Genomic DNA, 14,328 nt, shown 5'->3' on the forward strand with positions numbered 1-14,328 from the left:
CTTTCTTTTGTGAATAAAAAAATGAACAATACAAAAGAGCCCTCTCTTTGCATTGCTCAGTAAGTATAAAATAGGCAGACGCTAGATCTTATAAATATAGTTTCTAGACCCTATTCTTGAACATACAGTGTATCGGAAGCTTCTATTGTTGGCTGCCGGTAAAACCGTTCCTGCAGATAACCGCTGTAAGTAATTAAAGTCTGGATGCACCGATTCATCCGTTAAATAGGCCGAGATATCACTCCCATATACTCTTTCCTGATTCAGAGAGTCTATGATGATCTCTCCAGTAGTAATCCCTATGCCATGGCCGTAGAACAGATCATTTTCGAGTTTAATTGCATTCTCGCCCTGCCATTCTGGCTTGCTCGGAGCATGATCGGGATTCTTGAAATATACAACGTCTCCCCGCTGCGTTAGTTCCTTGTTGTAGTTTGTAATTAAGCGTAGATTCTCATCGTAATTCCAGTCCCATAAGAACAAATCCTTGAAATACTGATTAAACGCTTCCTCACCTATAGCTTCAATCGTCGCCCGATACATAACAATGACCATGGCTGTCGCGCATTCAAAGGCATATAAATGACCATTCCGAAAAATATCTTTAATTCCCACTGTGGGCTCTACGCCAGTGTTCAGCTGAAGTCCACCAATCTCTGTACGTGTCCAAAACTGCGGATTGCAGCGGGAATCATCAAATGTTGCAAAATCCACTCCACTTTCATTTAAAGCTTCAGCCGATTCCACGATGCTTTCTCTCATTTTGCGCTCAAAGTCAAGGGCATCGGGTGAACGAACTTCCTTCACCATGCTTAGTCCCTCCAATGTTATAGGTTCTAAATATAGGTTATTGTACGTGTTCGTCACCGGGTTGGTGCTTAATTCTCATGATTCCCTGGCATCCACGAACCACTGGTTAAGCTGCCGTGTCTCTTCCGTCAAAATATCCAGGAAAATAGAAGTGCGATAACCCGTATCCTTCAAGCTTTTGCCCGTAATCTCTGCAATTCGGTTTAATCTATAAAGCAATGTATTAGTGTGTATATGTAAAAAAGCCGCGGATTCCTTTAAATTGCCGCTTAATGATAAATAGACAGCGATGGTTTTGAGAAAATCACTTTTATGCTCGCGATCATGTTCTTTTAGCGGATATAGCAACGGGCTTTTACGAATTCGACTGCGCTTTTGCTCCATAATAGCCGGTATATATGCCCAAAATCCAATCTCCTCGTACAATAGCAGCTCCCGCCCATGAAAAGGCAGCAGCTTTTTGATCTCCACAATGGATACCGCTTCCCAATAGGCAATAGCCGCGGACATATATTCAGTGTAATCGAGACTACAGCCAGCAGCCAGTGTGCAGCCTTCACTCTTATACATATCCTCCATTGTTTTATGCAGGAATGAAGATAATCCACCCGCCCCTTCGATTACAAAGCTGAAGGAAAACAAAATAATCAGCCGATTATGCTCAGCCGTCAGAAATAGTAATTGCAGTCCGGAATAAGATGCCATAACCTGCCGAAACCGGAGTATTAAATGATCATCGATTACCTTGTCACTTTCAAACACGCTAATATAATATTTTTCCGGCAAAAGAATGGACCAAAATTCCGCATCCTTTTTAATATTTGCTTCGTTGTCGTAGTGGGAGGTAATCAGCTTCCAGAAAAAGTCCTCATGCGTTTTGTCCTGCTTCGTTTTCCAACCTCGCTGCTTAAGTAAATAACGGCCTACGATACCTGCCGCCTTCTCAACGATATTTTCGGCATGCCCTTCTACCAGGTTGCCTGTATCTACTACCCATATGTACCCGAGAATTTCCTTTTGATGTTTAATACAAATGGCCAACCGGGGACCAAGTCCCACCTCCAGCACTGCAGGAATTCGAATGGGATGTGCCGCGCTCTCCAGCTGCTGCATAATCCCTTTTTTGCGCAAGCCAATAATCACAGCGTTAGGTACACGCTTCCCGATAATCGTTGAAATCCGCGCGGAGTCACTCTCAAATTCATGCGAGCTGTAGCCAATCACATGATGATTGCTGTCCTCGATGGTAACTTGAGACTGTAGCGATTCACTTATCGTATCCGCCAATGATTCCATACTGTCGAAGAAACGATCAAATAATGGATCCTTATCTGTCACTAGCTTCACTCCCACCTGAAGAATAACCAAATCCTGTACTCTAGAGTGATTTCATTATAGTATGCATCCCCCTAGCTGACTATAAGATAAATAGCTGGTTTAGGTGAGGGGCGAGATCGGCTTGTTGAGGAAGGTGTTTGGGACGGGGATGATTGGTGGGGGTTTTGTTGGGGGGTGTGGGGAGTTTTGTCGGGGTATTTGGTAAGGTTTAATAGTTGTTGGTGTTTACGAATATTATAGATGGTTTTTAGGGGAAATCCTCCCTAATATTCTGCACTTTAAGCATCACATGATCATAATTGGGGAAATACTCCCTGATTTTCTTCTGTTTTGCGTATAAACAGGCGTATTCCTCGTTTTTTAGGGAGGAATTCCCTAATAACAGCATTTTTAACCTATTTCCGCGTTTTTTTAGGGAGAATTTCCCTAAAACATCTCTCCATCAAAGCTTTCACCCTATCCATCCAACTTCACTACGTAATCTATCCACCATAGCACCGCACGAGCAAACATCTACTGCATCTAATTACACTGAAACGCAATCTATTTACTTTAACGCCGTACTGACCAACTTCCACCCGGTCTCCACCGCAAGAAACGCCAAACAGCAAGCTCCCCGCAGAGAGCTTGCTGTTTGGCTCATTCCATTATGGAACGTGTCTATTTTAGATCAATGTGAATGTCTGCTCCATGGCTTGCTCAACCGAATAAGGTGTCTCACCCAACGCTTCGGCAACAGCTTGGCAGGTGATTCTGCCATTGGCTACATTCACGCCGCTTCTTAAGCCGTCATTATCCTGAATCGCCTTGATCACACCTTTATTGGCAATTTGCAGGGCATATGGAACTGTAACATTTGTTAAGGCAATAGTTGAGGTCTTAGGAACAGCGCCTGGCATATTAGCCACGGAATAATGCAGCACACCGTGTTTCACAAACACGGGATTATCATGTGTCGTCACTCTGTCGATGGTTTCTACAATGCCACCTTGGTCAATGGCCACGTCAACGATCACTGATCCCGGCTTCATAGTCTTGACCATTTCTTCAGTAACCAGCTTCGGTGCTTTAGCACCCGGAATTAACACGGCACCTACCAGCAGATCCGCTTCAGCCACTGCTTTGGCAATATTATAAGGGTTAGAGATCAACGTATTAATCTGTGCTCCAAAAATATCATCTAATTGACGTAGTCTCTCCGCGCTGAGGTCAACTATCGTAACATCTGCGCCTAAGCCAATAGCCATCTTAGCTGCATTAGTACCTACTACACCGCCGCCAATGATACTCACTTTACCTCGACTAACGCCAGGAACTCCGGAAAGAAGAATACCTTGTCCGCCATAGTTCTTTTGCAGGAACTGCGCACCCAATTGGACGGACATCCGGCCAGCTACTTCGCTCATCGGTGTTAACAGCGGCAAGGTGCGTCCATGAACAACCGTCTCATATCCGATCGCAAAGACGCCTTTGTCTTTTAGCGCAGCAGCCAAGGCAGGCTCTGGAGCAAGATGAAGATACGTAAATAGAATAAGGCCTGGACGGAAATAGGGGTACTCAGTTGCTAATGGTTCTTTTACCTTCATCACCATTTCAGCAGAGCTCCAGACCTTTGCTGCATCCTCAATCAACTGTGCTCCGGCAGAGACATACTCTTCGTTAGGAAATCCGCTGCCCACACCGGCTCCAGCTTCTACGAGCACTTGATGACCTTCAGTAATTAAACTAACTACACCCGCAGGGGTTATGGCAACACGATTTTCATTGTTTTTAATTTCTTTAGGTACTCCGATAATCATCATTCATCTCTCCCATCTAATGTAGATCCCTTATGTAAAGAATGATAACATATGATTAGCATTCCCATTTTGTTAAAAAATTAAAATATTATCTACCATGATTGTGTTTTTACACAAAGGATCAGACTTAACTGCCCATTAATCTTTAACCATTTTGGTACTCAACACAACCATCTTTATTATCTCATAAAAAAAGACACCCTATAGAGTGCCTTTTTGACGATTTTGTATGAAATTAAAGCGACTACCTTATCGTATGATGTTATATTAAGTGACATTACCTATCTTGATAATAACAACATCACTGTTTCTAACACTACATTTACCCCTTTTTCGCAGTCTTCATAAGAGGTTAGTTCCTCTTCACAATGGCTTTTACCCTTCACGCTAGGCACGAACACCATTGCGGATGGCAGAAAGCTGGCTACGAATTGTGCGTCATGCCCTGCACCACTTGCGATCTTTCGACTGGAATAACCCAAGGTTTGAGCCGCTTGCTCCACCAAATCACACACATTCTGATCAAACCACACCGTATCTCGGCCCCAAAGCTTAGTCTTGCTTACTTCACAATCCAGCAGTTGCTCTGGCAAACCGTTGATAATGGCTTCCACTTCACGCACAATCTCCATCTCTTTATGTCTGGCTTCAATGGTGAAAATCACTTTATTGGGAATGACGGTATGGATATTAGGAAGCACATTCATTCTGCCCATGGTATACACAAGCTCGGAATCGAGCGCCCCCAGCTTGCTCCGCAGCTCAATAATCAGATCTGTAGCAGCAAACAAAGCATCTTTGCGCATCGCCATAGGGGTTGTGCCCGCATGATCGGATTCTCCCGTCACCTCAATCTCGTAACAGGCCATACCAACTACACAGTCAACCAGTCCAATCGTCAGCTCCTCTTTTTCAAGAACAGGCCCTTGCTCGATATGAAGCTCCAAATAAGCGGTGGCTTCGGTGATACGATTGCTCATTTCTCCCTTATATCCACTCATCTCCAGCGCTTCACCAAAGGTGATGCCTGCTGGATCTTTTTTGTTCAACATAACACTTTTATCAAACTTTCCGGACAACACACCAGAGGCCATCATCGATGGCTCAAAACGTGCCCCCTCTTCATTCGTAAAATTCATAATCGTCACCGGAAACTTCGGCTTAATCCCGTAATCTACAAGCGTCCGCACCACCTCTAGACCCGCGATAACCCCCAGGACGCCATCGAATCTGCCCCCTTTTTTCACAGTATCCATATGCGAGCCAATCACAATCGGAGGCCCGGAAGTTTCGCCTGCCAGTGTGGCATACATCGTCCCCATATCATCCATCTTCACAGACATTCCGAGCTCTTCACAACAGGCACGAAAATAATCCCGAACTTTAAGATCCTCTTCCGTCAGCGATAATCGGGTCACGCCATTTTTATCTGTACGCCCATAATCGGCAAATGCCTCGATTGTATTCTTCAGTCTCTCACCGTTCACGAATATTTTTTGCAGCTGCATCCCAGATCCCTCCGCTTCGAGCATTTTGTTGGCTTTCTATCTATGTTAAACCAAACCATAATATTTTCATTTTACATATTGTAATAACTATTATTCACATGATGCTACAACGAGTAGAGCCAGCAATAAGTAAACTAAAGTAGTATATACAATCTTTTCATACGAGGGGTAAGCTTAAGATAGCTTATCATCCAGTTTTCCACAGGAAAGGAGCGAGCCCATGAATCTAAGCCTTGTGATCCCGGTATACAATATAGAGCAGTATATAACCCCTATGTTTAATTCACTGCTTGACCAAAGCGATCCGCATTTCGAAGTCATCATCGTAGATGATGGTTCTACGGATAACACTTACAACGTTATAGAAAAGATTCTTTCGCGTAATCCCGCCCTTTTCTGTAAAGTCATTCGAACGGAGAATCATGGAGTAAGCGCGGCTAGAAATAGGGGTTTAGCTGAAGCCACAGGTAATTATGTTCTTTTTGTCGATGGAGATGATTATGTCTCCGCAGACTTGGTCTCAACCATTCATTCTTATACTCAAGATGAACAACCCGAGATTATTTGCTGGGGTTATAATCATGTCTCAGAAGGCAGAGAAACTCTATTAAGCTGTACCTCTGATTTCAGCGACGTGACGGGAAGTGAAGCACTGGCGCGGATTTTCGTGAACAAAAGCTTGCGAATATGGACAGGGAGTATCGCTTATAAGCGAGAATTCTTACTTCTCCACGGGTTAGGTTATACAGAACGCTGTGTGAATGGAGAGGATCAAGAGTTCATCTACAAAGCCTTGTCCAGAGCGGCCAGAGTCATCTCAATCCCGGATATACTATCATTTTATTTACAGAGAAACTCCTCCATCTCCAACAGCTATAACGTGAATAAATTCGATGTAGTGGATGCTTTCAAAAGGGTGGATGAATATTTCAAAACCTATCCCTTTGCTGAACTAGACACGATCTCCCCTTTGTTAATGAACCGTGAGCTGATTGAGAACTACTTTTTCAACCTCAAAACCTGTCTAAATGGTACGGAAGGGGTAAGCATTCAGGAATTACTTCGTGACATCAACCATACCTATCCCAAGCTCAATCAAGAAATGGATGAACTCATAAGACGTTATAGAGGAGATAATCGCAGATTAACCCTTTATATCAGAACATTTTTAATCTCCCCGCTTCTATATCACAGATTCATCTCTGTGGAGAGAGGCTTATCCCGGTTCAAGCGCAACCTACTTAAAGGGAACGGAACCCGAAAGGAATCTAGAATATGAAAAAGATGCTGATATACGCCTATACCGAATTTAATCTGGGCGATGATCTATTCATTAAGGTGCTGTGCGAAAGATATCCGGATACCAAATTCAGAATTTGCGCACCACGCCTCTATAAACAATGTTTCAAAGAGCTCCCTAACCTCAAAGTGTATCCTTCCGATTCCCTTCTTCTAAGAGGCATTGGCTATATTTGCAGGAAGCTAAAGATACATAATGTGGCTCACAAATATCTGGCAGATCACTCAGATGGCGTCGTTCATATCGGCGGCTCAATTTTCATGGAAGCAGACCACTGGGCAGAGCATTTCAAGAATGCAGAAGTCATTCGTAATCAAAATAAGCCTTACTATCTGTTAGGATCTAATTTTGGCCCTTTTACAAATCAAGAATACTATGATGAGCACAAGCGGATTTTCAAGGATTATACAGATATATGTTTCAGAGAACAGTACTCTTATGATTTATTTAAGGATCTGGATAATGTCCGCTTAGCCCCAGATATTATTTTTCAGCTAGACCCGCCAGATATTCCAAACGAACCGGAGGATTACATCGTCTTATCCGTTATTAAACCTTCTGCGAAAGGTCTGAACGGTTTTGACAACCTCTATTATGAAAAAATGAAAGAACTCGCAATTTATTTCATTGAAAAAGGTTACGCGGTTCATTTCATGTCATTTTGCGAACACGAAGGCGATCAACTGGCGATTGAAGAGATTCAGCGCCTTATCGGCCCCTCCTACAAGGATGCTATTCAAGTGCATTTATATAAAACGAACATGGAAGAAGTGTTGTCCGTGTTAGCTAATGCCAGTTCTATTGTGGCTTCAAGATTCCATGCAATGATTCTGGGCTGGGTATTTAATAAACCGGTATTCCCTGTAGCCTACAGCAAAAAAATGGTCAATGTAATGGAAGATGTTGGATTCACAGGTCTGTATGCCGATTTCAACACGCTGGAACAGGTCCAGCCTGCACAGATTTTTGAAAGTATGATCACCTGCTCTATGGATGTCACACTGCAAGCAAAACAAGCCGAAAGACATTTCGAGCATCTAGATACGTATTTACCGCTTTACGAAAGGGGGATTCGTTATGAAAGCCAAGCGGAGCATTCTTAACTTATCCTTTGGACTGGGAAGTCAACTCATCACGATTATCCTCGGTTTTTTTATACCCAGACTGATAATGGTCAACTATGGCTCTGAGGCCAATGGGTTGATCGCTTCGATTGTGCAGATTATTAGTTATTTGGCGCTGCTGGAAGCAGGTGTTGGGGCGGCCTCGATCCAAGCACTTTACAAGCCGGTAGCTTCGGATAATAAAAACAATATCAACTCTATTCTGGCTGCCACCTCCAGCTATTATAAAAAAACAGGTATTTACTATTTCTTCGCCGTACTGCTACTCGCCATCGTGTACCCGCTAGTGATCTCGTCTGAGATCGATAAATTATCGATTATGGTCATTATTTTGCTTACGGGGATGGGCGGAGCAATCAATTATTATTTTCAGGGGAAATTCAAGGTCCTGCTCGCTGCGGAGGGAAAAAGCTATGTAGAGACTTCCATTGTCACTGTGGCTAATATTATGAACAGCCTGATCCGGATTCTGTTATTACTGCAAGGTGTGGACATTATTGCGGTTCAAGCTTCCTATTTTATCTTAACTTTACTTCAAATCATCGCTTTTTATATTTATATGAATAAGAATTACAAGTGGATCAACCTGAATCTTAAACCAGACTATGAAGCCATTGGTCAAAAGAATTCCGTATTAGTCCATGAAATCTCCTATTTGGTGTTTAGAAATACTGACGTACTTATATTAACCATCTTTACGAATCTAAAAATCGTCAGTATCTATGTTATGTACAATATGATTTTTACGATCGTGGATAATATCGTCCAGACCATAAACGGAAGTGTGAAGGCTGCCCTCGGGCAAAGCTACCATGAGAGTAAAGAAGCATTTATTAAATTTTATGATGCTTACGAAGTGTATTTTATGGGGCTTATCTTCTCGATTTTAACGGTGGCTTACATTTTGATTTTACCCTTTATGAAATTGTATACCGCTGGGGTAAACGACGTAAATTACATTGATATGTGGCTGCCGGTCTTGTTCGTAGTCATCAAATTATTAACCAATGCCAGAACGTCTTCCAATAATGTGATTACCATCGCTGGACATTTCAAAAAAACACAAAACCGTTCCATTCTGGAATCCGCCATTAATCTGGTGGCTTCTGTTGTCTTCGTAATCTTCATGGGAATTTACGGTGTACTGATGGGAACGATAGTTGCCCTCCTATACCGCTCCATAGATATTGTGATTTATGCCAGCAAACATTTGCTGGACCGCAGTCCATGGGTCACTTTTAGAAGATGGCTTACGAATGCAGTAGTTTTTGTAGGCATTATTCTCATCACAACTGCCATCGACATCCCGATCCATTCCTATCTGGGGCTTATGATCTGGGGTGTACTTCTAGGACTAGTGATCTTGCCTGTATATTTTGTAATCGGCTCTTTAATGGAACGGGAAGTCTTCCTCTATACATGGGAACATCTCAAAAAGTATCGATACAAACTCAAAAATAAAATTAACGCTCAGCCTGAGGTAAGTGGTTTATCCAAATAACACAACAGGAGGACTGGAAATGGATCATAGCGAGGTTTTGCAGCAAGCCTGTTACGTCTTTCTAAACGACCTAAATGATGAAATAAACCATTCACCCACCATCCAAATAGAGGATACAGAACTATTGCAAAGATGCCGCCAGATCATAGATCAAGAACAAAATGTACAAATCAAACCTTATCTGGAAACCTTATCTGAGGTTATTCATGCCTTTCTGACTGGGAGGGCTTCAGAGGATACTTTGAAATTCTATCTGTCTGAACAATTCAACATTGTTGCCAGTGATATCGCAGGTTTAATTCAGGGGTTGGTTAAAATGGAAAGCCGCATTTCGGATACGAAAATTTCCTACCCAGCAGTCCAATCCTTATCCGATTCTCCCAAGATCAGTGTCATTATCACCACCTATAATAGAAAAGAATTCCTATATCAAGCGATCCAAAGTATCTTAATGCAGGACTATCCCAATAAAGAGATTACAGTGATTGATGATTGTTCTACAGATGGCACGAAAGAGTTAATGCAGCAACACTTTGGGGCGGAGCCACGGGTCATTTACATGCGCAATGCTACCAATAGCGGACCTGGAAATAATCGTCGAAAAGCTTTTGCTGCACATGGTGATGGGGAATATGTTCTTTTTCTCGATGATGATGATTATCTGATCGACATGAATTATTTCAGTAAAGCAGTCCGCTTCCATCTCCTTCATCCCGAAATTTCATTTGTAGCTGCGAATGTGTTCCTTGAGTATTCCAAAGCCAAACAACTAAAAATCTCCAATCTGCAGCTTAGCAGCATTATTAAGAAACGCGATTATTTCATGAATTTCGAGAAAAAAGGATATCCAAAACCCGCCTCTACTTTAACTACTGTCTTTAAACGAGAGGCCTTAATGGCTATGGATATCCTAGATATGAATATGGTCAACGATGCTTCCATCTATTTGCGTTCCCTGCTGGTAGGTGATGCGGGCTTCATTGATGTGATTGCCGGCGTGTACAGAATACACGGGAACAATATCACCTTTAATCTGAGCCAGGGATTCTTAATTGAGAATCTGGAAGAAAAGAAACTCATTAAGAATATGGCCGTGCAGAAATATGGATATAACGCACAGGAAATGACGGAATGGTTCAACCATAATGCTTACGATACGATCTCATACTATTTATTAAATTCTGCAAAAGACGCTACAGACTTTAAATTCATGTACCATTGGGCGCTTAACCATTGCCCGCTGATCTACAATCAATTAAAAAATGAGTTTCGCATGAAGCTTATTAAAAAACAATTATTACGAATCTCCTTACTCCGTACGCTACTCGGCAGATGATTCGCTCATTAGCTTATCGAGCAGCATAAAAAACTCTCTAAGCTTTTCTTTTGGGATGTCGGCATACTTGTCTCCAATGCTGATCTCACAATAAGAAGTATGTTCCCCGGTAGCTCTTATACCCGCGCTTAAACCGATTCCTGTCGCCTCATACACCGCTGACAGAATCGGTTCAATTTGTTCCTTAGACATTTGAAAATGCATGTGAAACATATTGGAGACAGGTTGAGCGGGCAGAGTGGTTACGTCGTGACATTGATTAACCCAGGCAGCAAGCTCCTTTGCACCTTCATAATACTGCTGCATGTTGCCTTCTCTTTGCTGGTAATAATAATCAGAAGAAATGATGTACGGATATAAGCTGATTAAGTCTCCACCATGCCGCCGTTTCCATATCTTTGATTGCTTCGTAAAATCTTCACTGCCTGCAAGAATTGCCCCGGCGATTCCTCCAATTCCTTTATAAAAGGATATATACACACTATCAAAGAGTGCAGAGATTTCAGCTGCTGACTTCCCGTAATACGGGAGGATCTCAAATAATCTTGCCCCATCCAAATGCAATTTAATGCCGCGTGCACGGCAATGAGCAGAAATAGCTTCAAGCTCCGTATACTCTGGCAGCTGACCACCAATCTCGCGCTGGGGTAATTCCAGCAACAGACAGGCGATATCCTCCTTTAGGTTCGCCACATCCTCCAAAGTGATTAATCGGTTCTTGTCCGCAAGCAAGATAGGCTCAATATGATGTAATTCCTTCAGGCCATCCTGCTCATGGATCTCCAAGTGACATAAGGGATGATAGGCTACTTTTTTCACCTCTTTTTCATCGCACCAAATTCTTAAAGCGATTTGCTGCGCCATCGTTCCGCTCGGAAAGAAAACCGCGGTTTCTTTGCCCAGGATATTCGCCATTTTCGTCTGGAAATCTTCAATCACTTCGCCCGTTCCATAAATATCAGATGCCGTACTGTTCTCTACGGCTGCCAAGGCTTCCTTCAACACTTGCACATCTCTATTCCCATTCCCTGCGATTCGATAGGCCGTTTCATTAAAAGCCTCTTGTACGGTTTTTTTTCCGTTCATTCGTTGGATAACCCCTTCCGGATTTGCCTTGTCCCTAATATAGACGAATTTCCAAAAATCCCATCTTAATTTTACCCGATCTAAGGTGAAAAAACATGAGCGCTGTGCTACAATATTGGAATTGCAACGGCAATCTTAGGGAGGGTTATTGAATCACATGCTCATTATTGGTATCGCCGGCGGCACCGGCTCGGGAAAAACAACCGTAGCCCGCTCCGTCATTGACCGTCTTGGAACGGGAAAGGTAACTTTCATATCTCAAGATAACTACTATAAGGATCACTCACATCTCAGCTTTGCTGAACGTGAATCCATTAATTACGATCATCCTTTCGCTTTCGATAACGAGCTGCTCATTGAGCATCTTAAATCTCTGCGCGAAGAACAGACCGCATTCGCTCCCGTGTATGACTTTACAGTCCATGCCCGCTCCACTACAGAGACGGTAGAACTGAAGCCAAACAATATTGTAATCATCGAGGGACTCCACGTCCTTTCTGACGAGAATCTCCGTGAAATGCTCGACATCAAGGTATTCGTGGATGCCGATCCTGATGTACGCATTCTCCGCCGGGTCCTTAGAGATATTGAAGAACGTGGACGGAGCATCCAGTCGATCCATCATCAATATTTGAGTACAGTTAAACCCATGCATGAAGCTTTTATCGAGCCATCCAAAAAATACGCTGACCTGATCATCCCTGAAGGTGGCCATAATGAGGTTGGTATTCAGTTGTTGTCCATCCTAACGGAGAAGCATCTATATAACGATTGGACGTCTTAAAGTCTTAATTAAGCGCTTCTAGCTAGCTGCAGAGAATCTCTCTGCGGCTTTTTTGATATGCGTTGACCCATCCATGGTTCAGAATAATCCCACCTCATTCTGGTAATAGCTATATTTACAGCACCAGCGGAAGAGGGATAACAACTATGGGATTTCTGAACAGAACAATAACAAAAGTTTTTAAGAACCCTTCATTAGGGCACCCTAACCCCACTAAAGAATTACCCAAGGAACCCATTAAAGAAAAACTTCAAGATAATATTCAATATATAAAAACAACACTCGGCAATAGTACAGATCTCGTGATTAGAGAATTCTTTATTGGTTCCAAACACCAGATTAAAGCAGCTATTTTCTATACAGATGGATTGGCGGATAGTAAAGCTATTCAGGATTTCATTCTGGAATCACTAATCTTAGAACTTCCAGATCCAAGTCTTGATACACAAACAGCCAACTATCAATTATTAAAAGATCACATGCTCACTGTAGGGGATATTAAAGATGCGACGGAGTTCAATTCTTTATTCACCTCTCTATTATCCGGAGATGTGATCCTCTTACTTAATGGATATACCAAAGGGTTCACCATAGGCATGCGTGACTGGAAAGACCGTGGCGTAACGGAAAGTGCCACTGAAACGGTGATTCGTGGACCTAAGGAAGCCTTCACAGAAAGCTTACGCACGAATACCGCATTAATCCGGCGGAAAATAAAAGACCCCAATCTTTGGTTAGAAACACAGCAAATTGGACGTGTAACACAGACAGACGTAGCCCTCATGTATATCAATGGCATTGTTAGTGATGAGATTCTGCAAGAAGTACACTCACGTTTAGATCGGATCGACATTGACGGGATCCTGGAAAGTGGCTATATCGAAGAATTAATCGAGGATGAAACCTATACCCCATTTCCAACGATCCATCATACGGAACGCCCTGACGTTATAGCAGCTGCTCTTATGGAAGGAAAAGTAGCCATATTAGTAGATGGGACTCCTATAGTAATGACGGTGCCTACCTTATTTGTTTCCTTCATGCAGACGGCGGAAGATTATTATCAACGTGCCGATGTTAGCACCTTAGTACGAATGCTTCGATACTTCAGTATTTTCATTTCACTACTTGCCCCATCTTTGTATGTAGCTATTACTACCTTTCATCAGGAGATGCTGCCCACAACCCTGCTGATCAGTCTAGCCGCACAACGGGAGGGCGTGCCGCTTCCAGCATTTATTGAAGCACTCTTAATGGAGCTTGCCTTTGAGATTATACGAGAAGCGAGTGTACGAATGCCTCAAACCATAGCCCAATCTGTATCCATTGTAGGCACCCTAGTGATTGGGACTGCGGCAGTTGATGCCGGCATTGTTTCTGCTGCCATGCTTATTGTCGTCGCTATTACTGCTATCTCCAGCTTTGTGCTGCCATCCTTCGATCTTGCCCTGACCATCAGAATGCTCCGTTTCCCAATGATGTTCCTTGCTGCATCCTTTGGATTGTTTGGGATCATTATCGGCGTTATTGCGATAGTTCTTCACATGTGCAGCTTACGTTCCTTTGGAATTCCTTATTTGAGCCCGTTTGCTCCCTATAATCTCGCCGATCAAAAGGACACCTTTTTCCGAATGCCGCATTGGGCTATGTTTACCCGCCCTAGACTTATCAATAAAAAAAATATCGTTCGGGAAAAGAGTTCACCACCGGAGAAACCCGGAGATCTCACGGAGGAATAATTC

The 14,328-nt window shown here is 42.8% G+C and carries 11 protein-coding genes; 6 read left to right on the top strand and 5 right to left on the bottom strand.

Translation table 11 applies throughout. The features are described 5' to 3' along the window. Positions 1 to 81 precede the first annotated feature (81 nt). The 4 genes from MKY14_RS26075 to MKY14_RS26090 all read right to left on the bottom strand — a co-directional run bounded on the left by MKY14_RS26075 (position 82) and on the right by MKY14_RS26090 (position 5,455). Entirely contained in the window at positions 82 to 810 is a 729-nt protein-coding gene (locus MKY14_RS26075; RefSeq protein ID WP_076139027.1) for a hypothetical protein, read from the bottom strand. A 75-nt stretch (positions 811 to 885) separates the two neighbouring features. Further along, complete coding sequence (locus tag MKY14_RS26080) at positions 886 to 2,148, bottom strand: PucR family transcriptional regulator (RefSeq protein ID WP_076275928.1); 1,263 nt, start codon at positions 2,146 to 2,148, stop codon at positions 886 to 888. Between the two features lie 665 nt (positions 2,149 to 2,813). Next, complete coding sequence (gene ald / locus MKY14_RS26085) at positions 2,814 to 3,947, bottom strand: alanine dehydrogenase (protein ID WP_038568222.1); 1,134 nt, start codon at positions 3,945 to 3,947, stop codon at positions 2,814 to 2,816. Between the two features lie 281 nt (positions 3,948 to 4,228). Continuing rightward, positions 4,229 to 5,455, bottom strand: coding sequence for a Zn-dependent hydrolase (locus MKY14_RS26090; RefSeq protein WP_076306812.1), 1,227 nt, complete (start codon positions 5,453 to 5,455; stop codon positions 4,229 to 4,231). Positions 5,456 to 5,675: 220 nt separating this feature from the next. Here MKY14_RS26090 and MKY14_RS26095 point away from each other — a divergent pair, with 220 nt between their 5' ends. The 4 genes from MKY14_RS26095 to MKY14_RS26110 are packed head-to-tail and all read left to right on the top strand — an operon-like array spanning position 5,676 to position 10,716. After that, complete coding sequence (locus tag MKY14_RS26095) at positions 5,676 to 6,734, top strand: glycosyltransferase family 2 protein (RefSeq protein ID WP_076126983.1); 1,059 nt, start codon at positions 5,676 to 5,678, stop codon at positions 6,732 to 6,734. Then, on the top strand, positions 6,731 to 7,858 hold the full coding sequence (locus MKY14_RS26100) for a polysaccharide pyruvyl transferase family protein (RefSeq protein ID WP_076126981.1): 1,128 nt from the start codon (positions 6,731 to 6,733) through the stop codon (positions 7,856 to 7,858). The genes MKY14_RS26095 and MKY14_RS26100 overlap by 4 nt, the downstream gene beginning before the upstream one ends. Further along, positions 7,833 to 9,380: a sugar isomerase gene (locus tag MKY14_RS26105; protein WP_076126979.1), complete on the top strand. Its 1,548-nt coding sequence runs from the start codon at positions 7,833 to 7,835 to the stop codon at positions 9,378 to 9,380. Before MKY14_RS26100 ends, MKY14_RS26105 begins: the two co-directional genes overlap by 26 nt. Before the next feature lie 19 nt (positions 9,381 to 9,399). Then, positions 9,400 to 10,716, top strand: coding sequence for a glycosyltransferase family 2 protein (locus MKY14_RS26110; protein ID WP_340977691.1), 1,317 nt, complete (start codon positions 9,400 to 9,402; stop codon positions 10,714 to 10,716). Here the strand turns inward: MKY14_RS26110 and MKY14_RS26115 are convergent. Then, the gene (locus MKY14_RS26115) at positions 10,702 to 11,802 is read right to left on the bottom strand and encodes a threonine aldolase family protein (protein WP_340977693.1); all 1,101 of its coding nucleotides are present in this window, start codon (positions 11,800 to 11,802) and stop codon (positions 10,702 to 10,704) included. The two genes, MKY14_RS26110 and MKY14_RS26115, sit on opposite strands and share 15 nt — an antisense overlap. Before the next feature lie 157 nt (positions 11,803 to 11,959). On the opposite strand from MKY14_RS26115, the gene udk reads away from it, so the two are divergent. Then, on the top strand, positions 11,960 to 12,586 hold the full coding sequence (gene udk, locus MKY14_RS26120) for a uridine kinase (RefSeq protein WP_036687251.1): 627 nt from the start codon (positions 11,960 to 11,962) through the stop codon (positions 12,584 to 12,586). Positions 12,587 to 12,732: 146 nt separating this feature from the next. Beyond that, complete coding sequence (locus MKY14_RS26125) at positions 12,733 to 14,325, top strand: spore germination protein (RefSeq protein ID WP_076126974.1); 1,593 nt, start codon at positions 12,733 to 12,735, stop codon at positions 14,323 to 14,325. The last annotated feature ends 3 nt before the right edge of the window (positions 14,326 to 14,328 follow it).

The sequence above is a fragment of the Paenibacillus sp. FSL R5-0887 genome, assembly GCF_038002305.1.
GTDB classification, from domain to species: domain Bacteria; phylum Bacillota; class Bacilli; order Paenibacillales; family Paenibacillaceae; genus Paenibacillus_AQ; species Paenibacillus_AQ odorifer.